This window comes from Neobacillus drentensis (genome assembly GCF_036965645.1).
In the GTDB taxonomy this organism is placed as follows: domain Bacteria; phylum Bacillota; class Bacilli; order Bacillales; family Cytobacillaceae; genus Neobacillus; species Neobacillus drentensis_D.
The window spans coordinates 66,838-87,368 of sequence record NZ_JBALPZ010000013.1 but is presented as its reverse complement, the minus strand read 5'-3'; the positions used below and the strand labels follow the sequence as shown (position 1 = coordinate 87,368).

Below are 20,531 nucleotides of genomic sequence, written 5' to 3'. Positions count from 1 at the left end.
GAAATAAACCATTAACATTTGCATTAAAGGGGTATTTAATAAATTGGACAAAAAGCAAAAAACCATCTGCGGTTTTCACCTGCCAGATGGTCCTCCAAAAACGGATGACATTAATTTTTGTCTTACCCCAGGGAAGCTCATGATAGAGCCTACAGCAAGCCGCCGCATCCAGCCTGTACCAATCAGCGCATTAATGATTCTGTACCTATAGCGGTATACTACGTAACCAATTGAACCAATCATAAAAATGGATGTTATTAGACGAGACATCATCATCCCTCCTACTTACTATTCTGTGATGGAAACAGTAGAATTATCCATTAATCATAAAGAAAAGAGACGAAATAAAAAAAATTCGTCTCCTTTACGCAGTTAGAAATTCTTAAACACAGGTTCCATTGTCTTCTTTAATACTTGAACAGAATTCGTAAACTTTGCTTTTTCTTCGTCATTTAGGTCTAGTTCAACAATTTCCCTGACTCCATTGCGATTAACAACGGCTGGAACACCAATATAGATATCATTGTGTCCGTATTCTCCGTCCAAATAGGCGGATACCGTGAGCACCGAGTTTTCATTTCGTAAAATGGCTTTCGTTAAGCGGACTAATCCCATGGCAATACCGTAATATGTAGCACCTTTGCGCTCAATGATGTGATAGGCGGCATCACGTACATTTAAGAAAATCTGATTTAAATCATCCGGATTAAAATTAGATTTGTTTTTTGTCCATTCAGAAATGGTTGTTCCGGCGATATCAGCATGGCTCCATACAGGCAGTTCGGTATCCCCATGTTCTCCAATAATATAAGCATGTACATTCCTAGTATCTACGTCAAAATGTTCACCCAGTAAATAGCGGAAACGGGCCGTATCTAAGATCGTTCCTGAACCAATAACGCGCCCTCTAGGAAGACCGGAGAATTTCCAGACAGCATACGTTAAAATATCCACCGGATTAGTAGCAACTAAAAATATTCCATTAAAGCCGCTGTCCATAATTTGATCAACGATACCTTTAAAGATTTTCGTATTTTTTTCGACTAGGTCAAGTCTAGTCTCTCCAGGCTTTTGATTGGCTCCAGCTGTAATGACGACAAGATCAGCTACACCGCAATCTTTGTAATCCCCATACCAAATTTTCGTCCTAGAAGGCGCAAAAGGCATTCCATGATTTAAGTCCATGGCATCCCCTTCCGCTTTCTCCTTATTTAAATCCACTAAGACTAACTCTTCCGTAATCCCTTGATTTAAAAGGGCAAACGCATAGCTAGATCCAACAAAACCTGTTCCGATAAGGACAACCCGGTTAACGCGTCTTAGCATTCTCACTCCTCCTATTTAGCTAAAGTAGTTTGAAACAATGTAATCATTCATATGAGTATAATTTAGAATTTTATCAAAAAAGTCTCAAAATTACGATTAATAACACTGAAGCTATAAAACCCGAAAGAAAATTCACCATATCATTATCCACAAAGGTACACCCTTTTATACGAGTTGTAGGTGTACTGCAATGGAGCCTTTTTTCAGTAGTGATACCACAATGTCTGCATATGTAAACTTGTTGATAAAAGGCACCAAATAGCGTATCAATGACATTTCCTATAAAGCCAAATAGAAATACTAACAAAACTATAGAGAGATCAAAATGAAAAAGAAAATAACTTAGAATGGAGATGAGAACCGAGCCGAAGGCAGCAGCAATACTTCCTAAACCACTAATTGCACCCGAAGTCCCTCGTTCTACTCGTTTAAAAGTGCGTATGTAAATAGGGTTATTCCTACTTAAGCTGCCAATTTCCGAAGCCCAGGTATCAGAGTTGGCGCTCGCTAAACAAACTGTAAACCCGATCACCCACGTCCGATCAGGCTGAAATATATAAAGTAGACTAAAAAGAGCGGCAGCCCCCCCGTTCGCAAGGACTTGAAGCCAATCTCTTGTTCCACCTTTCGCCAATTTTTCTTCCAGCGTCTTTTTTGCAGAACTTCTGTATTTTGACCAAAAATTGGAGGATACATAAAAAGCACCAAGCAATATTAGACCATCTAGACCCATACCACCATAAACAGACATTCCTACCAGCATAGCAGCAAAAGCACCTGTAAGTGTGAGGGATTTTTGAAAATATCCCGCCATTGCTCCGATTATGATCACTATATAAATGAACAAGTCTTCTAGCATTTTGTTAAAATAACCTCTTCGTTTGTAATTATTTTTGAAACAGGAATATCATGGTCTTCTATTGGAAAATTTGGAATGATTTGTTGATTAAAGGCTAACGATAATGTTTTGCCTGGATATTCAGATAAGAAACGATCATAGAACCCGCCGCCAAATCCTAAGCGATAACCTGTCCGAGTATAGGCAAGACCCGGTACAATAATTAAATCAATTTCCTCAGCATTAATTTCAGTAGTCAATGTTTCGATAGGCTCTAGCAGTCCATAATAAATCGATTCCAACTGAGAAAAATCTGTAAGTGTTCTAAAGGCTAATCCTTTGTCCTTTGGGCTACATTTGGGAATAACTACTTGTTTCCCCTGTTCCCATGCCTTTCGAATAATTTGGTATGTATCGACTTCAGGCTGTCTTGAAACATAAATCCCGATGGTCTTAGCTTTTTCCCAATCCACATCAGTATATAAAGTGCTGGCAATTTTAAAGGAGTAATGCTCATAAAGGGGTCTTGAAAGAGTTGAAAGGGTTTCTTTAACTTGTTTTCGTATCAAATTCTTCTCGCTCATTTTTTTCCTCCTTACTGTTTTAAAACAACAAAAAAAGCAGCAGGAAGCCCTACTGCTTATTTTGTTTCACGATGTGCTGTTGTACGCTTTTCTCTTGGGCAATATTTCTTAAGCTCAAGACGATCTGGGTTGTTACGTTTATTTTTTGTTGAAATATAGTTACGATCTCCACACTCAGTGCAAGCTAACGTAATATTTACACGCATGTCAATTTCCCTCCAAACGATTAAGCTGTTCGTTCATACGACTTTTCTATAATATCATTTTTCATTAGGAAATGCTAGTGTGTTTTTTAATAAGTGCTTTTTCTAACAAAATCAGTTCGTTTTTGTTGGAGCCGCTAATCGTCCAAGTATCCAATTTTCTAGTTTGATGTGGTGCAATTGAGGCTGTCATCTTAAAAATACTAGCTGCAGGCCCTTTTGCCATTGGTTGATATTTTAAGTTTCCTTTTTTAATGGAACTCCATATACGATCCGTGTAGGCATTCCATAAAGGCACCGTTGTGAATTCTTTCATACTTGCCTGATTACAGTGTCCATTCACAAGATAAACCTGTGTGTTCGCATGATGAATAATATGATTTTCAATCGGTGACACGAATGTTAAGTTTTCCTGTCCAACATTTAAAAAATGGTGCATCGCTAAAACATGAATATGTTTCGTTATATGACTGTGATTTTTTACATAAACACTCGAAAGATGGATTTTAGCATGAATTTGTTCCTGCTTTACTTTTATTACTAATGCTTCATCGTAAAGCACTTTTTCCATAGTGTCTTGCAGCCAAAGGTATTTCCCATTCACCCAGAGTCCCGGAACGAATTGCAGTGATTCCAACGCTGTTTCTAGACTAGAGGTATGTTCCATATTTTTCAGTTCAGTAGTTAAATTCATTTTCATGCACACCCTCTTTATCATTTATTTGGCGCTGTATTTTGATTCTTCTCATTGACTCGCTGGCTGAGCAATGTATCTTCCATCACCCGGCTTGTTTCAGCCGCGATTCTTTTCCACCCATAAAGACTTTGAACAATTTGCCTTCCTCTGTTGCCAATCTCTAAGGCTTTCTCTGGTTGATTGAATAAAAATTCAATTTGTTCCATAAGACTATGTGGATTTCCTGGGACCATCAACATCCCCGTTTGAAGGTGCTTAATAATCCCCTTCATGCCACCGGTATTGGATACTACGGTTGGTTTTCCAAGAATCATGGTTTCTAATACAACTATTCCGAATGGTTCGTAAAGACTTGGTATGACAGCTAGCTCACAGTCTTGAATTAAGGCGTTCCGCTGTTCATCCGTCACATAGCCAATAAAGGTCATATGACCCTCCAAACCACGATCTGAAACCTGTTTTTGGTACTCCTTGAGCATTGGCCCTTTTCCAGCAATAACAAAAAAGACGTCTTGCTTCTTTTTTTCTTTTGCAATGGCTGCTGCCTCGATTATTGTTTCGAACCCCTTCTCTTCAACTATTCTTCCAATTGAAAAAATATATTTTTTATCTTTAAGTTCCGGCATTATTTCTGCAATTTGCCTGTTTACTGATAATGGTTCAATTCCATTTGGAATGACAGCCATTCTTTCGACCTGTACAGTAAAAACCTCTTTCAATTCGTCCTTCATATATTCGCTGCAGACAATAATCTGATCTGATTCTAAAATTAATTGCTGTTCTTTTTCATGGATGAATTGCTGGATCTCGGTATAGATTCCAGTATTTCTTCCATGCTCTGTTGCATGAATAGTGGTTAATAGCGGGATCCCTAATATTTCCTTTAGAGAAATTGCTGCTGCTCCGACAAGCCAATCGTGAGCATGAATGATATCGAAGTCCAATTCTTCTACTAGTTGTTCGGCCTTAAAGGCCATGGCTAAATTTAGTCCTGCAATCCATGATAAAAAATGATCGTCATTCTCATTTATTGGCCTTACCCGATGAACATTTACTCCATTCATCATTTCTTGCGGTAGAAGATTATTTTTCCCAGCTGTCAGCACGTGTACTTCATGCCCTTGCTCTGCCAAATGAGTTGATAATCCTGCTACATGTCTGGATAATCCCCCAACTATATTAGGAGGGAATTCCCACGAAAGAATTAATATCTTTAACTCCCAAGGGGCTTGGCGTTTTCCCTCTAAGTCCTTCTGCCGTTTATTCATTGTGATCCCCCAAGATGCTCGATTTTACATAATAGCTATAAGTGCTCACATGCTCCATCCATTTTGGTGATTCTTCTTCGTATCGTTGGAATCGTAATAATTCCTCCTGAAATGTATGACCACTTTGTAATTCAGGTAATGGTGTTTGAATACAATTCGAACGATACAGTGGAAAAAATTCATTGTTACGGATGTGTACACCTAATTCCGCAATATAGCTCCGATTTTCTGCCAATCCACTAATAAACCAGTGTCCATTTTGGTAACGAACGGTTATTTCATTAAAATGGTTGGCATTTTTACCGTTAAACAAAATATTTGTGACATCATAGACTCTGGTTACCATAACAAGATCTTCAAACTTTCGATTAAAAAACCGTTCGATAATTTTTTTGGGTAATTCAGAAATGTCCCAGAAAAGAATTATTTTGCGAGGGGTTATAAGCTTGGCCTGTAACTCACCCTTTAGTGGAATTAATTCTGGTGAAATAGTGTCATCTGAGGAATTTGAATCCTTAGTCGATAGCTCGTTAGCTATTTCATGGTTATTTTCTTCCATCCATTTATTCCAGCGGTATTGAACTTTACCTACTGTTGTATTCAATTCAGAGGCAATTTTACGAAATGATAAGCCATCTCCTCTTAGTTTGATAATTTCCTGAATCATTTTTTTCCTCCATTCTGTAAACAATCAATATATGTAGATAATCGCAAAATAATTCTTAATTTATTTATAATTTAATGGTATCACCAGATTAGAAAGCATACAATAAACGCATTTTGTCGTATTTTGGTTATCCTATATAGCAAGCCTTGTTGCAGTCATTAAATTTTTTTTCATAACTAGTCAACCACCGTTTTTTACATGTATCAACAAATTTCAATTCTAAATTAAATCATCTTTTCGACAGTATTATCTACAATACAAAAAAGAGGATGCACAATGGCAGCCTCTTTATTAGCTTAAGCATTTAAGTTGATTCGTTTTCCTGTAACGAGATAAATAACATTCTCGGCTATATTCGTGGAATGGTCCGCGATTCTTTCTACATTTCTACATACGAATGCTAACTGAATAATTTGGTTGGTTGAATTTAGATTTTGCGGAATATAGCCCATTAATTCTTGGATTAATTGGCCAAACATTTGATCGACCTGATCATCTTTTTTTGCACATTCATGTGCCAGTGAAACATTCTCAGTGGTAAAAGCTTCGATGGACTCAGAAACCATCTCAAGTGCCATTCCCATCATATTTGGTATATCAATGATTTCCTTTATATGCTTTTCATTACCTATATGAATGGTGGATTTGGCGATATTGACAGCAATATCAGCCAATCTTTCAATTTCTGATGACACCTTTAATGCTGCGCTTATTTTTCTAAGGTCCGTAGCTACAGGTGATTCTGTTGCAATTAATAATAAGGCTTTATCATTTATTTCTTGTTCCAATTTATTAATTTCATTATCCCCGTTTAGAACAGCCTTTGCCTTTTCGAGGTCCTGATTGACTAAAGAGAGCATGGCATCTGTTATCGCGATTTCCGCTTTTTTAGCCATGGATAATAACATTTTATTTAATTGCATTAAATTATGATCAAAATTAGACCTTGTACTCATTCTGTCCACCTCATCATCCGAATCTACCGGTAATATACCCTTCCGTACGTGAGTCCGCAGGGTTTGAAAATATAGCAGCAGTAGCATCTAATTCAATAAGCTCTCCCATTAAGAAGAAGGCTGTTTTATCTGACACCCGTGAAGCCTGCTGCATGTTGTGAGTAACAATGACGATTGTATATTTCTCTTTTAGCTCTAAGATCAATTCCTCTATCTTCAAAGTGGAGATCGGATCTAACGCAGAGGTTGGTTCATCCATTAGTAATACCTCTGGTTTGGTCGCTAAAGCCCTGGCAATACATAATCTTTGCTGCTGTCCACCCGATAATCCTAATGCAGGTGCATGTAATCGGTCCTTTACTTCATCCCATAAAGCGACGTCCATCAATGATTTTGTGACGATTTCATCAAGATGTACCTTCTTTTTAATCCCATGGATTCTTGGTCCGTAGGCGATATTATCATAAATAGACTGTGGAAAAGGGTTTCCTTTTTGGAAAACCATCCCCACATGTTTGCGAAGGTCCACAAGGTCCACTTTCTCATCAAGGATGTTTTTACCATTTAAGTTAATTTCACCTGTCATTTTGACATTTGGAACCATATTAATCATTAAATTAAGTGTTTTAATAAAGGTTGATTTACCACAGCCTGATGGCCCAATAATAGCTGTAACCTCTTTTTTATCAATGGAAAAGTTAATATCCTTTAGGGCATGATGGTCTCCGTACCATAAATTTAAATCTTTCACTTCAAATATTTGTCGTGTTAATGCTGAAGTTGTCATTCCTATACCTCCTTATCCGAATCTTCCTGAAATATACTCTTCGGTCTTTTTAACGGAAGGATTGGTAAAGATTTTTTCAGTAGAATCATATTCAACTAAATCTCCATTTAAAAAGAAGGCTGTCTTATCGGAAATACGGGAAGCCTGCTGCATATTATGGGTAACAATAATGATAGAATAATCCTTTTTCAAATCAACGATTAACTCTTCTACCTTCGCATTGGAAATGGGGTCTAATGCTGATGATGGCTCATCTAGGAGCATAACCGCCGGCTTCATCGCTATAGTCCTAGCTATACAAAGACGCTGCTGCTGTCCGCCCGAGAGTGATAGGGCAGATTTATGAAGTCGATCTTTCACTTCATCCCACAATGCTGCTTTTTCAAGGCTTTCCTGTACAAAATCATCAAGCAAGCTTTTCTTTTTAATGCCACTAAATTTCAATGCATGAGTAATATTTTCATAGATTGATTTTGGAAATGGATTTGGCTTTTGAAATACCATACCAATTTCTTTTCTCAATGCGACTACATTTATTTGCTCTGATAAGATATTTAGATCTTCATAGAGAATTTCTCCTTCAGCCCTTGCCCCCGGAATTAAATCATTCATCCGATTAATACTGCGTAAAAACGTTGACTTACCACAACCAGAAGGACCAATTAATGCAGTTACTGCATTTTTATCTATATCCATTGAGATACCATTTACGGCACGTTTTTCACCATAAAATATTTCTAAATTATTAACCTCTAAAATATTTTCCATTTGGAATGGGACGGTTGATTGTAATGTTTGTTCTATCTTTTCCTGTTCTAAAGTCATAACCATCCGTTTTCACCTGCCCTTTATTTTGTTGCAGTGATTTTCTTATGAATCATGCTGCCTATCCATCTAGCTAATAGGTTGAATAGTAAGACCGAAATAACCAGCACGGCTGCAGAACCATTTGAAACTTCCTCAACGTCAGGAATTAACCCCTGTGTATTAACTGACCATATGTGTACAGCTAGTGTTTCTGCTGGACGAAAAATATTTAACGGAGATTGATCAGAAAAAGGATTCCAGTTAGCATAATCTAGTCTCGGTGTCGACAGTCCAGCAGTAAATAACAAGGCTGCCGCTTCACCAAATACTCTTCCTGCAGCTAAAATCGCACCAGTTAAAATTGATGGAAAAGCACTTGGTAAAATAACGGTTTTAATGGTGTGCCAATGCGTAATTCCTAACGCAAGACTCGCCTCTTTTAAATCACGAGGCACTGCACGAATAGCATCCTCACTCACCCGCACCAGTACGGGAAGATTAAACACCGTTAATGCTAAGGCGCCGCCTAAAATCGTATAACCCCAGCCAGTTAAATTAACAAACATTAATAAACCAAACATTCCAATGACAATGGATGGAAGGGAAGCAAGTACTTCAATACAAGAACGAATAATATCAGTTACTTTTCCGGGCTTAGCGTATTCAGCCATATATATTCCTCCGCCTATACCAAGCGGAACTGTAATTAACATGGTTATAAACAAAACGTAGAAGGAATTAAATAACTGATCGCGAATTCCTCCCCCCGCCAAGACATTACTTGAGGGTGTGGTTAAAAAATGAAGTGAAACATGTTTTAGGCCATTCACTAAGATATAGGAAAATAGTCCAACTAAAATAGAAATAATAATAATGGCAATTGCTACAAATACTCCTGTGGCTAATCGGTCAGCAGTCTTACTATTCATTACAGCTTCCTCCTCGATGACAAGTAACGGATCAAGAGAATAAACGCAAACGACATAACTAATAAAATCAGACCCATCGACCAAAGTGTGTTATTTTCAACACTTCCGTAAGTGGTATGTCCCATATTCAAGGTAATGATTGTCGTTAACGTTGCAGAAGCATCTAAAAGGCTTGTTGGTAAATCTCGCACGTTTCCTATTACCATTTGAACAGCTAAAGCTTCACCAAAGGCACGCGCCATACCTAATACCACTGCGGTCAGCAAGGTTGGCAAAGCAGCAGGAATCAGAACCTTGCGAATGGTTTGCCAACGGGTTGCTCCGAGAGCATAAGATCCTTCTCTTAAATTTTTTGGCAATGAGCTCATCGCATCTGTCGCAATGGTCGTAATCGTTGGTAAAATCATAATCGATAACACAATCGTCCCAGAAAGCAAACTAAATCCTAAACCGCCAATATGTTCCCTCACAAAAGGAACTAATACGGTAAGCCCGATGAATCCATAAACAACAGATGGAATTCCAACTAAAAGCTCAATGATCGGTTGTAATATTTTTCTCCCCCAAGAAGGCGCGATCTCTGTCATAAATATTGCTCCGCCAATCCCTAAGGGTGCAGCAACAATTGCCGATAAAAAAGTGACGGCAAAGGATCCGAAGATAAATGGTAATGCCCCATATTCCGGATTAGCTTTATTGGTAGGATCCCAGTGAATACTAGAAATGAACTCAATAAAACTCACACTATTTTTTATAAATGATTGTAACCCTTTTGTCCCAAGAAAGATGGTAATCGATATGGTAGCTGAAATCATAATCACCGCGCATAAAACAACAAGAAACTTTCCACGGGCTTCGCCATTCATCCAATTCTTCTCAGACTTTAACAATCTTTCCTTTGCAGGTAGGATCTTTTCCATTGCAATAACACCCCTTAATATGTCATAAAGGGTAAATGCAAACCAGCACTTCCCCATTTATTCATTTAAACGAATCAATTTATAAATATTCGTTGTTTTTTCCTACAGATACAAGCATAAATCCTGAGTGTAAACAGGGTTTTAATCTTATGTAAAGGTTTTGTAAATAGATGTATAGATATTGTAAATTTGAAAAAAATAAAAAAACCACCTTTTTAGTTGGAAAAAGGTGGTTTAATAGGTATCAAATTATTACCAGTTTACTGGCTGTTTTGCGAGGAATCAGCTGTCGTTTGATTTGCTGACTGATTAGTACCAGAAGTTCCATCTGTATTTTGACGTGTTTTTTTCAGGTCAAAATAAGCATCCAAAACTCTTCGGCCAATTAAGTTGTTGATACTTGGACCACTGTTGCCTGAATAAGCCCATGGCACAACTACAGCCACAGCTACTTCTGGATTATCAGATGGTGCATAGCTGACAAGACTTAAGTTCCATACTTCTGTACCACGTTTGGTTTTATCTGAACCATCGTAAAAAGCCTGTGCGGTTCCTGTCTTTCCAGCCGGGCTGTATGGTGCACTCCTAAAATAACTAGTTGCCGTACCATCCCCTACCTGCATAACCATTCGGAACCCTTCTTGCACTCGTTTAATCCAAGCATCCTTCATATCAATACGATTTAATACTTTTGGTTCAATTTCTTCAACAATCGGTCCTAACTCATTACTTTCCATTACCGGCTCACGAATTTCCTTTACAATATGCGGCTGAACTCGATTACCGCCATTGGCAATTGTGGAAACATACTGCGCCAGCTGCATTGGTGTATACGTATCATACTGACCAATTGCAAAGTCAAGAAGTTTACCCGGAATATTCTCAGACCCTGGAAAACCGCTCATTTCATTTGGCAAGTCAATTCCTGTCCGTGTTCCTAGACCAAATTGGCTAAATGACTGCCGCATGGTGTTAAAGGTCTTTGCAGTTTCCATATTTAATGTACCATTTGGAACATATTTTCCACCTGCCATTGCAATAACGGTCTTCCACATATAAACGTTGGAAGAAACTTGTAAGGCTCGTAGATCATTAATGGAACCAAAGGTTTTCCATGATTTCTTTATGGGAGTATTTTTAATCACTAACGGTTCATCTAGTTGGTATGAACCCGGTTTAATCGCACCCGTTTGATAGCCAGTTAAAATGGTCGCACCTTTCACCGCCGACCCCACGTTATAGGAGCTGGTAAAAGTACCGCTGGCATAGTCTTTCATGACAGTCTTACCGTTACTGTCCTTACCAATTAGTTTTCCGGTCATCGACAAGATCTCACCTGTATTAGGATTCATAACAACGGCAAAGGCACGGTCCATAACTCCAGTATTAGGTTTACTTTTAGCAGACCACATTTCTTCTTCTACTATTTTTTCAACCTGTTGTTGAAGGTCCATATCAATGGTTAAAACTAAATCATCTCCGCGCTTACCTTCTGAAACCACTTCCGTTGAAAGGACTTTCCCGGATTTATCTGTTACGGTTTTCACTTTTGCCTTTTGACCATGGAGAACATTTTCATATTTTAATTCTAGATAACTTTTCCCTACGCGGTCATTCCTACTGTAACCCTGCGCAAGATATTTTTCTAACTGCTCCTTCGGGATACCCGCTTCTGAGGAAGTCACATCCCCCAATATCGATTTTAAGGTAGTCCCAAAGGTATACTTACGTTCCCAATCTGTGGTTGTATCAACACCAGGCAGATTTGCTAAATTTTCACTAACGATCGCAAATTCTTCTGGAGTAACATTTTTATTTTTAACAATCTGAGGTGTTAAGGCATAGCCACTATTGAATTGCCTATAAATAGCAAGTGTCTCAAGCTCCTCTGGTTTAAAACTATTTATTTCCTCATCAGTAACCCGGTCCAGCTGTAATTGATAAATTTTCTTATCATCAATTTTTTTCTGATTATAGGCAGCCCATTCTTTTTTTGTAATTTTTGCTTTGGCTTCCTTTGGATGATTGGTAATCCAATAATCCTTCTTGTCACGAATCGGAATTTTTGAGGTATCCATTGAAATAAGCTTAGCTAATTTAGCTGCGGTGTCCAGCATGTCTTTTTGCGTAACATTTTGACTTTTTGTATAAGTAATCGCATTTAGCGGACTATTATCAACAATTGTCTTACCATTACGATCATACATTTTCCCTCTCGGAACAGGGTTATTGACGGTAATGTCCTCTGTTCGTTGAATTTCTCGTTTGAAATCATCGCCAAAGACAATTTGTAATTCTCCAAGACGAAGAATGAGAATAGAGAAAAGGATAAATACCACAAAAAACACCATATTTAAGCGAAACGGGACATGTGTTTTTTTCTTTTTCTTTTTTAAATTCAAGGTCAATCTACACTTCCTTTACCCAAGGCTTACATAACTTCTTTATTTTATAGGATAATGTTTTATTTTTCTATGAATAACCCTTACCAATTTTGTTAAAAAACCTAGACCAAACTGTTTCTTTTTTTAATATCCCAACTTCCTTTCTAATGAATTAAAAAAGCGATGAGTTATTAAACTCATCGCTAGACTGCAGGTAAGCGTACTCTTCTTATGAACAAATAAATCAATAAATGACCGGCACCTAAAAAGAATAACAAGACCGGAATACTTTTTTCTTCATTAAACCAGGTTACTGCTGCTAGGAAAGCTAAAATCGATATTATCCTGCCGAGGTTAAGGTATATTTCCCGTACTACAATATACTCTATCCTCATTTCAGCCGCTTTCCAACCCGACCCTATTACATCATATGTAGTAGAACTATAAGGGACTAACAATAGTGGATACGCTATCGCAATCATTCCACCATATAATAGTAGTTTTACAAAATTTAAATCCCAAATAATCAGCAAGACAGAAGCATAAAGAATGATCCCGCCAATTAAAATGGCTTTTTTTCGATATTTTTTCTTAATTAAACGTGATGCAAAATAGTAAGCAACAAAAGATATCCCAGAATTAATCAAGCCAAATGTGCCTAAAGACATTTCGCTTCCCGTTGAAATATAAACAAAAACGGAGATGACAAATGCAAAAGTCCCCTCTCGTAATCCCTGTACGAAATGAGCATTTGTAACAAAACGCCAATTTTCGTTTTGTTTCCTCTCCTCAATTATTCGTTTAAAACAGTACCTTCCAGAAGCAGGTCTCGGTTTTAATGAAAAACTCATAAACACAGCTAATCCAAATAGTGCTAGGGACAAACCGAAAACAAATGTATACCCGGTAAATTCTTCAAATCTCGTAATGATTATCCCTGCTGCAATTGGACCAATCATGCCGCCAGCTGATGATAATATTCCTAAAAATCCATTAAAAAAATCTCTTGTCTCTGGTTCGGTAATTTCAAAGGTCAGCACGTTATAGGCTAGCCAATAAAAGCCATATCCGATACCCAACAGGCCGCCTAATAAAAGCAAATAAGTGGCAGCGTTGGTGCCCGTAATTAATACAGCTAAATAAAACAATGCTAAAGCGATAACACCAATTCTAAGTACAATGACTCTATCGATTTTTTTTGCCCACCGCCCCGCTAAAATAAACGTTAACGGTTGTAATACGACTATTGAGAGGTTATAGAGGGCAATATCGGAATACTGTCCTGTTTGCTTCCAAAGATAAATATTCACAAATGTATTAGATAAAGCAACACTTAATGAATACAAACCTCCAATGATCAGCAAAAGTGATAAATCCTTCGTTAATTCTACATCGCCTAAAAGCTTAAATTTTTTTGCCATAAAGAACTCCCCTTTGTCATATGGGTAGTCTTTAACAATGACAAGGTTCTTATACAAATCTAAGCGAAATAAGAAAAGCGCAAGGCGCCAGCCTATCGGCGACAAGCACAAGACGAGCCGGCCGAAAGGTTGTTCTTTAACCTTTTGGACGGATTGATCTAAATGTGGAGGCGACTGTTCTGGGACGCTAGGCTAAGACGCACCCTGTAAGAAGGCGTTCTTTGCCTTCTTCAGGGGGTGGCTTAGACTTCGAGTCCCAAGGAGCCGCAACTGGATAAGCTTGTGACCCCGAGCCGAAGGCGCCTGGAGCTGGACAATTCTCGAAGTCAAAAACTTTTATACTTTCTTATCTCAAAAAAAAAAGACAGCAAAATGCTGCCTTTTATCGATCAATTACTTCGCTGCGTTATAACGCTTAGAAACTTCATCCCAGTTAACAACATTCCAGAAAGCTGAAATGTAATCAGGACGTTTGTTTTGATAATTTAAATAGTAAGCATGCTCCCAAACATCAAGGCCAAGGATTGGAGTTTTCCCTTCCATTAATGGAGAATCTTGATTTGGAGTGCTAGAAACTTCTAATTCACCATTGTTTACAGATAACCAAGCCCAGCCAGAGCCGAAACGAGTAGTTGCTGCTTTAGCGAATTCTTCTTTGAAATTGTCGAAGCTGCCAAATTTGCTTGTGATTGCGTCAGCTAATTCTCCAGTTGGCACACCGCCGCCATTTGGAGAGAGGATTTGCCAGAATAAAGAGTGGTTAGCATGGCCGCCACCGTTATTGCGCACAGCTGTACGAGCTGCTTCTGGAACCGCATCCAAATTCGAAATTACTTCTTCAACAGATTTAGAAAGTAATTCTTCGTTTCCTGCTAATGCATTATTTAAGTTTGTAACATATGTGTTGTGGTGTCTAGTGTGGTGAATATTCATTGTTTCCTTGTCAATGTGTGGTTCTAGTGCATCTTCTGCATAAGGTAATTTTGGTAATTCAAATGCCATGGTAATTCCTCCTATGTAAATATTATTTTTTGGGGGCTTTAGGTAAGCTTATAACCACTATCACCTATAAGAATTTTTCTAAAGCTTCATTTAAAAGATACCAAAATTGGTTTTTCCTTTCAAATAAAATGCTTATACCCAACATAATTACAATTTCCAGCTCACAGATTTATATACCCTAAAAAAGGAAAAAAATAATCCTTTTATTATTTTTCGAAAAATTGTCACTAATCATCAAACTAGCATCCTGTCAACGATTAATGTCATAACGGAGCAAAGCACTTCCATTTTACGGTTAATGCTTTATTGACATGTTGTTTATAAAGGATTTAAATCAACTTGTAGGGGTCAAAAGGAGTGAAAAATATGCAAACTGAAAGCATTTCTATATATAATTTAATGTTACAGTTTTTCCAAAAAAACGAGCCTATCCAAAAGGTGAAAGCTGGCTCAGTTCTTTTTCACGAAAAAGATCAAGTAGAATATATTTACTTACTATTAAAAGGAAGTATTGCTTTAGGAAGGGTTCATTTACGTGGGAAGGAATTTATTTTAAAGGTATTAAATGACCGGGAATTAATTGTTGAGTATCAGCTTTTTAAAACTAATCCTCAGTATCAGTTTTATGCCAAAACTCTGACTGATTGTGAAATACTTTTTATTAAAAAGGACCTTTTCGAGGAATTTATTCTTACAGACCCTGAAGCTATGAATGCTTTAGCTGTATGGTTGAGCACAGGATATTTAAAGGCTCAAATGAAATGTCAAGATCTAATTATGAATGGCAAAAAAGGTGGTCTATATTCCATCCTTATCCGGCTGTGTAATACGTACGGGGTAAAAACGGAAAACGGTGTGCTAATTGATCTTCCTTTAACCCATCAAGAACTGGCCAACTTAACCTATGGGACAAGAGAAGTCATCCAACGTGCCCTTAAAGAACTTCGTGAAAAAGAAATCATCCTATATGAAAATCAAAAACTCACGATAAAGAACTTAGCTTATTTAAAGTCGGAAGTTGATTGTCAAAACTGTCCATTTGAAATTTGTGGGATTAACTAACTGAAGTTAAATGAAGACTGACCCAAAGGGGGTTTCATGAACATTTTTCCACACTCTTGTTGATTGGAGCGGAAGGCGGCGAAGACTCATGCGGGAGTACGGGGCAGGGGAGACCCCGCAGAGGCCTAGCGACGAGGAGGCTCCCCTGCACGCCCGCGGAAAGCGAAGCCTCCTGGAGCGGAAATCAACAGACTAGTTAGGAAACCCTCATTTAGTCTAAAGAACTACTATAAAAAAATAGCCAACCATAATGACTTGAATAATGGTTTTGGTGATTACACTGCTAATAAACCCGATTACTGATCCGAATCCCACCTTCACACTCTCGCTAAAGTTCCTTCTATGAACAATTAACTCAGCTGCGATGGCCCCAATGAACGGTCCAATTAAGATTCCGAAGATTGGGATAACAAACGGACCGGCTAAAAGACCAATCGTACTTCCCCATATACCAGCCTTCGTGCCCCCATATTTTTTTATTCCGATTAAATTAGCTACATAATCTGCTGCAAACAACAATACAACAAATAATCCCTGAATAAGCCAAAACAACCAACTAAATGGCTCAAAAGAAAAAAACGCTCCATACAAAAGAAATCCTGCCAGCAAAAATAACACACTTGGAATAATAGGGTATATCAAGCCAACAAAGGCAACTACCAATAAAATACTTATGATAATCCAATAAACAACTTCCATCTATCCCCATCCTTCTATTTTTCCTACTCCATTTACGGATGAACATCAAATTAGTTTCAATATCTCTACATTCTTGTATATATCAATTACACAGGCTACAATAGAAAGTGTGTTTTGTAATCATGTTTTCTTTTAAAGGTGGTTTTTTATGAATATCTTCAAACAATTTTATAAGAGTATTTATTCCCCAAGAGATATTGCTTTATTTCGTTTTCAGGGGATCGGAAAAACGATTTTATATGTGTTTTTCTTAACATTCATCTCCATTCTGCCTTCCATTATTTATTTCAGCACAGCGCTGACAGAGGGAATTGACGCTGCAAAAACCATTATAAAAGACGAAGCCCCTTCTTTCTCCATTAAAAATGGGCAGCTTACAGCCAAAACAGATGTGCCTTTTACAATCAATAAGGACCATTTTACCATTATTATTGATCCTACTGGTGCAATATCTGGCGATGACGTAGCGGATGAAGGAAATGCTTTCGCATTATTGCAGGATGGGTTTGCATTGTCCTCCGGTGGCAACGTTGAGACCTATCCATATTCTATGATGAATGATATACATATTACCAATAACGACCTGCTAAGCTTTGTTAACACGATCGGTGGAATGAAAGGGATTATTATTCCCGTTGTATCACTGTTCATTTATATTTTCTCAAGCGCATCTAGTTTCATTGAGATATCTGTTCTAGCGCTCATTGGTCTGGCGTTAAAAGGAAATCGGAAGCTGAACTATCGGCAATTATGGAGAATGGCTGCATACAGTGAAACATTGCCAACCTTATTTTTTACAATTATGACTGCCATTCAGACGGTAGTTCCAAATAGTTTTGTAATCAATTGGTTTGTAGTAATTATTGTATTATTTCTTGCTATTAAGGAAGTACCAAGACCTAAAACTTCAAACTAAACGTCCACTCTGGACGTTTTTTTCTGTTCTAATTTAATGTGGACAAGCATACCTATGTACAAACATTCTTTCTGGAGGCTTGTCCCATGAAAAAAATATTCGGTATTCTCCTATCTATTTTAGTCCTATATGTCATTTATTACGACCTAACAGTCGGCACTCTTCCAACCTCCAGCCCCCAAACTGTAGATGCAAAGGTCGAGAAAATAGCTCCAGCTGCCGAATCAGACCTGCCTTCTTTCGATGCAAAGGTAAAACCTGGCGATACCGTGATTTCCATAGTTGAGCATAAAATCAATAAATCGCTTCCTGTCTCCATTGGTGACCTAATCAAAGACTTCCAAACATTAAATGGAGGAAAATCTCCTGAAAAAATTCAAATCGGTTCTACATATCATTTTCCAGATTACTCAAAATAAAGAGGATAGTCGTTAATCTTGTCAAAAATAGCAGATGGCTGATAAAATAAGATGAACCTCGAATCAGGTTATCACTTTCAATTTTAAAATGGTTTGTATAAGCACCATAGTGTACAGACCGATTAACACGGCAAAGATCGGATTTATTCAGATTCGAATCCATATTTGAAGGAGAGCGAATTACACGTGAGTGAAATCATACATCGCACCAAAACCCGTCCCATAAAAGTTGGAAACTTAACGATTGGCGGGAGCAATGAAATCATTATTCAAAGTATGACAACAACAAAAACGCACGATGTTGAGGCGACCGTTGCGGAAATAAAAAGATTGGAAGAAGCAGGCTGTCAAATAGTCCGGGTCGCATGTCCTGATGAACGAGCAGCCAATGCCATTCCAGAAATTAAAAAAAGAATTAATATTCCCCTTGTTGTCGATATTCATTTTGATTATAAATTAGCACTTAAGGCCATTGAAGGCGGTGCGGACAAGATTCGTATTAATCCAGGGAATATTGGTAAACGAGAAAAGGTCGAAGCGGTAGTAAAAGCAGCCAAAGAACGTGGAATTCCGATTCGGATTGGCGTTAATGCAGGCTCACTTGAAAAGAAAATCCTTGAAAAGTATGGTTACCCCACAGCGGATGGGATGGTAGAAAGTGCCTTACACCACATTAAAATACTCGAGGACTTAGATTTCCATGATATTATTGTGTCGATGAAGGCCTCTGATGTTAATCTAGCTATTGAGGCTTATGAAAAGGCTGCTCGCGCTTTTGATTATCCGCTTCACTTAGGTATTACAGAATCCGGGACACTATTCTCCGGAACGGTAAAAAGTGCGGCTGGATTAGGAGCCATTATCAGTAAAGGAATTGGAAATACATTACGTATTTCTTTAAGTGCTGATCCAGTTGAAGAAGTAAAAGTAGCCCGTGAGCTTTTAAAAGTATTTGGCCTTTCTTCCAATGCTGCAACATTAATTTCTTGCCCGACCTGCGGAAGAATTGAAATTGACCTAATCAGTATTGCAAATGAAGTAGAGGAATATATTTCAACCATAAAAGCTCCCATAAAGGTTTCCGTATTAGGCTGCGCTGTAAATGGTCCTGGGGAAGCCCGTGAAGCAGATATCGGTATCGCAGGTGCCCGTGGCGAAGGTTTATTGTTTAGAAAAGGGGAAATCGTTCGTAAGGTTCCAGAGGCACAAATGGTCGAAGAACTAAAAAAAGAGATTGACCAAGTTGCTGAGGAGTATTTCCGTAAAAAAGCAGAAGAAGAAAAATTGTCTAAATAAAATTGGAAGAAACCCGGTATTTTTACCGGGTTTCTTTTTTGCTCCTTAGCAGCACTGTTAAAAGAACGGAAGAATAAAGATACCAACCACAATTGATATTGCACCAATACCAATTGCCCAAGCACCAAGGCCTTCGGCACCTCTTTTTCTTGCTACGAATCCTAACACAATACCTGCAGCACCAAATAGTATAGGCATTACAAACAGCGATAAAATCGATAACGCTAAGGCAAGCACACCCATTCCTGTACCGGCTTGTGCTCCAGCTCCCTGCTGCTGCAGTGTACCGTTTTGATTTTTGCGCAGTGTAACAGGAACTGGTGCAGCGATTTCTGCAGCCGATTCTTCTTGGTATTGAGAAGATCGGATTGGAACGGATGCACCAATCTCAGGAGTATTCTCTGATTTCTTCAAAGAATAAGAAGTCTTAATGGGTGCTGCAAATTCTGAAGCTGTCTCTTCCCTGTATGCTGAAGAAGAATTGGAAGTAGCTTCTTCACTTATTGGTGCTGGAAGAGCTTTTTGCACTTTCGTGTCTCTTTCATCTGCCATCCTAATCCCTCACTTTCAGTTATAGGAGCATTTATTAGTGTGAGCTTCCTTCAGGTTTTTAGTATGTCAATGTTTGTCTTCAATAGTTATTATTTGTAATCCCGGAAATGGTACTTTAAAATTAATCCTTTATTGTTGGCCTGTCTTTGGTAAAATAGAAAGAGAACTAAATCATTTGGAGGTGAAGATGTAATGAAAAGATTTGGTATTGATATTGACGGCACCGTAACCTCTCCCACCTCCTTACTTCCTTTTATCAATAAAGCCTTTAACCTAAATATTTTATATGAGGATGTAAATCAGTATGAGTTGACCCCTTTTGTTAATGTGCCTGAAAAGGTATTTGCTAAGTGGTTTACGGAAAATGAACCGACTATTTACGAAGGTTCACCGCCCGCACATGGTGCCATTGATGTACTAAATAAATGGAAACTTAATCATGAACTATTTTTTATTAGCGCACGCGGACCCCATTTACTGGAAATAACAGAAGAATGGTTTTTTGAGCACGGTCTTACGTTTCATCATATTGAGTTAATTGGTTCTCACGATAAAGTGGAGACTGCAAAAAAACATAAAGTGGATATATTTTTTGAGGATAAACATGATAATGCAGTAATGATTCATGAGGAATGCCGAATTCCTGTCATCCTTTTTGATACTCCATATAACCAGGATCCTTTGCCAGATGGTGTCATTCGTGTAAGAAATTGGCATGAAGCTTATAATTGGGTAGAACATTGGTTAAAGAATCAGGTACCATTACGAAAAAAACAGCTTGTGTAATCCACAAGCTGT

At 38.0% G+C, this 20,531-nt stretch carries 23 protein-coding genes; 5 read left to right on the top strand and 18 right to left on the bottom strand.

The annotated features are described in order from the left end of the window. Positions 1-75: 75 nt before the first annotated feature. The 16 genes from V7266_RS02470 to V7266_RS02395 all read right to left on the bottom strand — a co-directional run bounded on the left by V7266_RS02470 (position 76) and on the right by V7266_RS02395 (position 14,789). Positions 76-270 (bottom strand): hypothetical protein, encoded by a 195-nt coding sequence (locus V7266_RS02470; protein WP_335465634.1) that lies wholly within the window; start codon positions 268-270, stop codon positions 76-78. A 102-nt stretch (positions 271-372) separates the two neighbouring features. Beyond that, complete coding sequence (locus V7266_RS02465) at positions 373-1,326, bottom strand: L-lactate dehydrogenase (protein WP_335465633.1); 954 nt, start codon at positions 1,324-1,326, stop codon at positions 373-375. 73 nt (positions 1,327-1,399) lie between these two features. Then, complete coding sequence (locus V7266_RS02460; protein WP_335465632.1) at positions 1,400-2,185, bottom strand: DUF92 domain-containing protein; 786 nt, start codon at positions 2,183-2,185, stop codon at positions 1,400-1,402. Further along, on the bottom strand, positions 2,179-2,748 hold the full coding sequence (locus V7266_RS02455; protein WP_335465631.1) for a 5-formyltetrahydrofolate cyclo-ligase: 570 nt from the start codon (positions 2,746-2,748) through the stop codon (positions 2,179-2,181). The genes V7266_RS02460 and V7266_RS02455 overlap by 7 nt, the downstream gene beginning before the upstream one ends. Positions 2,749-2,804: 56 nt before the next feature. Further along, positions 2,805-2,954, bottom strand: a complete 150-nt coding sequence (rpmG, locus tag V7266_RS02450; protein WP_015594975.1) for a 50S ribosomal protein L33 — start codon at positions 2,952-2,954, stop codon at positions 2,805-2,807. A gap of 64 nt (positions 2,955-3,018) precedes the next feature. Continuing rightward, positions 3,019-3,651, bottom strand: coding sequence for a hypothetical protein (locus V7266_RS02445; protein ID WP_335465630.1), 633 nt, complete (start codon positions 3,649-3,651; stop codon positions 3,019-3,021). A gap of 14 nt (positions 3,652-3,665) precedes the next feature. Then, complete coding sequence (locus tag V7266_RS02440; protein WP_335465629.1) at positions 3,666-4,916, bottom strand: glycosyltransferase family 4 protein; 1,251 nt, start codon at positions 4,914-4,916, stop codon at positions 3,666-3,668. Further along, on the bottom strand, positions 4,909-5,583 hold the full coding sequence (locus V7266_RS02435; protein WP_335465628.1) for a DUF4912 domain-containing protein: 675 nt from the start codon (positions 5,581-5,583) through the stop codon (positions 4,909-4,911). Before V7266_RS02435 ends, V7266_RS02440 begins: the two co-directional genes overlap by 8 nt. A gap of 296 nt (positions 5,584-5,879) precedes the next feature. After that, the gene (gene phoU, locus V7266_RS02430) at positions 5,880-6,539 is read right to left on the bottom strand and encodes a phosphate signaling complex protein PhoU (protein WP_335465627.1); all 660 of its coding nucleotides are present in this window, start codon (positions 6,537-6,539) and stop codon (positions 5,880-5,882) included. 13 nt (positions 6,540-6,552) lie between these two features. Beyond that, positions 6,553-7,326, bottom strand: a complete 774-nt coding sequence (pstB, locus tag V7266_RS02425; protein ID WP_420491298.1) for a phosphate ABC transporter ATP-binding protein PstB — start codon at positions 7,324-7,326, stop codon at positions 6,553-6,555. A 12-nt stretch (positions 7,327-7,338) separates the two neighbouring features. Next, a complete protein-coding gene (gene pstB / locus V7266_RS02420; protein ID WP_420491301.1) occupies positions 7,339-8,094 on the bottom strand; it encodes a phosphate ABC transporter ATP-binding protein PstB in 756 nt (251 codons plus the stop codon). 80 nt (positions 8,095-8,174) lie between these two features. Beyond that, positions 8,175-9,062, bottom strand: coding sequence for a phosphate ABC transporter permease PstA (gene pstA / locus V7266_RS02415; protein ID WP_335465625.1), 888 nt, complete (start codon positions 9,060-9,062; stop codon positions 8,175-8,177). Further along, a complete protein-coding gene (gene pstC, locus V7266_RS02410; protein WP_335465624.1) occupies positions 9,062-9,982 on the bottom strand; it encodes a phosphate ABC transporter permease subunit PstC in 921 nt (306 codons plus the stop codon). The genes pstA and pstC overlap by 1 nt, the downstream gene beginning before the upstream one ends. A gap of 260 nt (positions 9,983-10,242) precedes the next feature. Beyond that, the gene (locus V7266_RS02405; protein ID WP_335465646.1) at positions 10,243-12,333 is read right to left on the bottom strand and encodes a peptidoglycan D,D-transpeptidase FtsI family protein; all 2,091 of its coding nucleotides are present in this window, start codon (positions 12,331-12,333) and stop codon (positions 10,243-10,245) included. A gap of 236 nt (positions 12,334-12,569) precedes the next feature. Then, positions 12,570-13,787: an MFS transporter gene (locus tag V7266_RS02400; protein WP_335465623.1), complete on the bottom strand. Its 1,218-nt coding sequence runs from the start codon at positions 13,785-13,787 to the stop codon at positions 12,570-12,572. Between the two features lie 393 nt (positions 13,788-14,180). Continuing rightward, positions 14,181-14,789, bottom strand: a complete 609-nt coding sequence (locus V7266_RS02395) for a superoxide dismutase (RefSeq protein WP_335465622.1) — start codon at positions 14,787-14,789, stop codon at positions 14,181-14,183. Positions 14,790-15,155: 366 nt separating this feature from the next. Between V7266_RS02395 and V7266_RS02390 the strand changes: the two genes are divergently transcribed. Beyond that, positions 15,156-15,851: a Crp/Fnr family transcriptional regulator gene (locus V7266_RS02390; RefSeq protein WP_335465621.1), complete on the top strand. Its 696-nt coding sequence runs from the start codon at positions 15,156-15,158 to the stop codon at positions 15,849-15,851. Between the two features lie 216 nt (positions 15,852-16,067). Here V7266_RS02390 and V7266_RS02385 read toward each other — a convergent pair whose 3' ends face one another. Continuing rightward, positions 16,068-16,550 (bottom strand): DUF456 domain-containing protein, encoded by a 483-nt coding sequence (locus tag V7266_RS02385; RefSeq protein WP_335465620.1) that lies wholly within the window; start codon positions 16,548-16,550, stop codon positions 16,068-16,070. A 148-nt stretch (positions 16,551-16,698) separates the two neighbouring features. On the opposite strand from V7266_RS02385, the gene V7266_RS02380 reads away from it, so the two are divergent. The 3 genes from V7266_RS02380 to ispG all read left to right on the top strand — a co-directional run bounded on the left by V7266_RS02380 (position 16,699) and on the right by ispG (position 19,181). Next, complete coding sequence (locus V7266_RS02380; protein ID WP_335465619.1) at positions 16,699-17,466, top strand: DUF1189 domain-containing protein; 768 nt, start codon at positions 16,699-16,701, stop codon at positions 17,464-17,466. Between the two features lie 86 nt (positions 17,467-17,552). Continuing rightward, a complete protein-coding gene (locus V7266_RS02375; RefSeq protein ID WP_335465618.1) occupies positions 17,553-17,885 on the top strand; it encodes a hypothetical protein in 333 nt (110 codons plus the stop codon). Positions 17,886-18,071: 186 nt separating this feature from the next. Further along, entirely contained in the window at positions 18,072-19,181 is a 1,110-nt protein-coding gene (gene ispG / locus V7266_RS02370; protein ID WP_335465617.1) for a flavodoxin-dependent (E)-4-hydroxy-3-methylbut-2-enyl-diphosphate synthase, read from the top strand. A 57-nt stretch (positions 19,182-19,238) separates the two neighbouring features. Here the strand turns inward: ispG and V7266_RS02365 are convergent, their stop codons facing one another. Continuing rightward, a complete protein-coding gene (locus V7266_RS02365) occupies positions 19,239-19,733 on the bottom strand; it encodes a DUF308 domain-containing protein (protein WP_335465616.1) in 495 nt (164 codons plus the stop codon). A 192-nt stretch (positions 19,734-19,925) separates the two neighbouring features. Between V7266_RS02365 and V7266_RS02360 the strand changes: the two genes are divergently transcribed. Then, positions 19,926-20,519: a 5' nucleotidase, NT5C type gene (locus V7266_RS02360; RefSeq protein WP_335465615.1), complete on the top strand. Its 594-nt coding sequence runs from the start codon at positions 19,926-19,928 to the stop codon at positions 20,517-20,519. Positions 20,520-20,531 lie beyond the last annotated feature (12 nt).

Bases quoted from the DNA above. Each gene is read 5' to 3' on its own strand.
- V7266_RS02470 (WP_335465634.1), bottom strand. From the start codon at position 270: ATGTCTCGTCTAATAACATCCATTTTTATGATTGGTTCAATTGGTTAC.
- V7266_RS02465 (WP_335465633.1), bottom strand. From the start codon at position 1,326: ATGCTAAGACGCGTTAACCGGGTTGTCCTTATCGGAACAGGTTTTGTT.
- V7266_RS02460 (WP_335465632.1), bottom strand. From the start codon at position 2,185: ATGCTAGAAGACTTGTTCATTTATATAGTGATCATAATCGGAGCAATG.
- V7266_RS02455 (WP_335465631.1), bottom strand. From the start codon at position 2,748: ATGAGCGAGAAGAATTTGATACGAAAACAAGTTAAAGAAACCCTTTCA.
- rpmG (WP_015594975.1), bottom strand. From the start codon at position 2,954: ATGCGTGTAAATATTACGTTAGCTTGCACTGAGTGTGGAGATCGTAAC.
- V7266_RS02445 (WP_335465630.1), bottom strand. From the start codon at position 3,651: ATGAAAATGAATTTAACTACTGAACTGAAAAATATGGAACATACCTCT.
- V7266_RS02440 (WP_335465629.1), bottom strand. From the start codon at position 4,916: ATGAATAAACGGCAGAAGGACTTAGAGGGAAAACGCCAAGCCCCTTGG.
- V7266_RS02435 (WP_335465628.1), bottom strand. From the start codon at position 5,583: ATGATTCAGGAAATTATCAAACTAAGAGGAGATGGCTTATCATTTCGT.
- phoU (WP_335465627.1), bottom strand. From the start codon at position 6,539: ATGAGTACAAGGTCTAATTTTGATCATAATTTAATGCAATTAAATAAA.
- pstB (WP_420491298.1), bottom strand. From the start codon at position 7,326: ATGACAACTTCAGCATTAACACGACAAATATTTGAAGTGAAAGATTTA.
- pstB (WP_420491301.1), bottom strand. From the start codon at position 8,094: ATGGAAAATATTTTAGAGGTTAATAATTTAGAAATATTTTATGGTGAA.
- pstA (WP_335465625.1), bottom strand. From the start codon at position 9,062: ATGAATAGTAAGACTGCTGACCGATTAGCCACAGGAGTATTTGTAGCA.
- pstC (WP_335465624.1), bottom strand. From the start codon at position 9,982: ATGGAAAAGATCCTACCTGCAAAGGAAAGATTGTTAAAGTCTGAGAAG.
- V7266_RS02405 (WP_335465646.1), bottom strand. From the start codon at position 12,333: ATGGTGTTTTTTGTGGTATTTATCCTTTTCTCTATTCTCATTCTTCGT.
- V7266_RS02400 (WP_335465623.1), bottom strand. From the start codon at position 13,787: ATGGCAAAAAAATTTAAGCTTTTAGGCGATGTAGAATTAACGAAGGAT.
- V7266_RS02395 (WP_335465622.1), bottom strand. From the start codon at position 14,789: ATGGCATTTGAATTACCAAAATTACCTTATGCAGAAGATGCACTAGAA.
- V7266_RS02390 (WP_335465621.1), top strand. From the start codon at position 15,156: ATGCAAACTGAAAGCATTTCTATATATAATTTAATGTTACAGTTTTTC.
- V7266_RS02385 (WP_335465620.1), bottom strand. From the start codon at position 16,550: ATGGAAGTTGTTTATTGGATTATCATAAGTATTTTATTGGTAGTTGCC.
- V7266_RS02380 (WP_335465619.1), top strand. From the start codon at position 16,699: ATGAATATCTTCAAACAATTTTATAAGAGTATTTATTCCCCAAGAGAT.
- V7266_RS02375 (WP_335465618.1), top strand. From the start codon at position 17,553: ATGAAAAAAATATTCGGTATTCTCCTATCTATTTTAGTCCTATATGTC.
- V7266_RS02365 (WP_335465616.1), bottom strand. From the start codon at position 19,733: ATGGCAGATGAAAGAGACACGAAAGTGCAAAAAGCTCTTCCAGCACCA.
- V7266_RS02360 (WP_335465615.1), top strand. From the start codon at position 19,926: ATGAAAAGATTTGGTATTGATATTGACGGCACCGTAACCTCTCCCACC.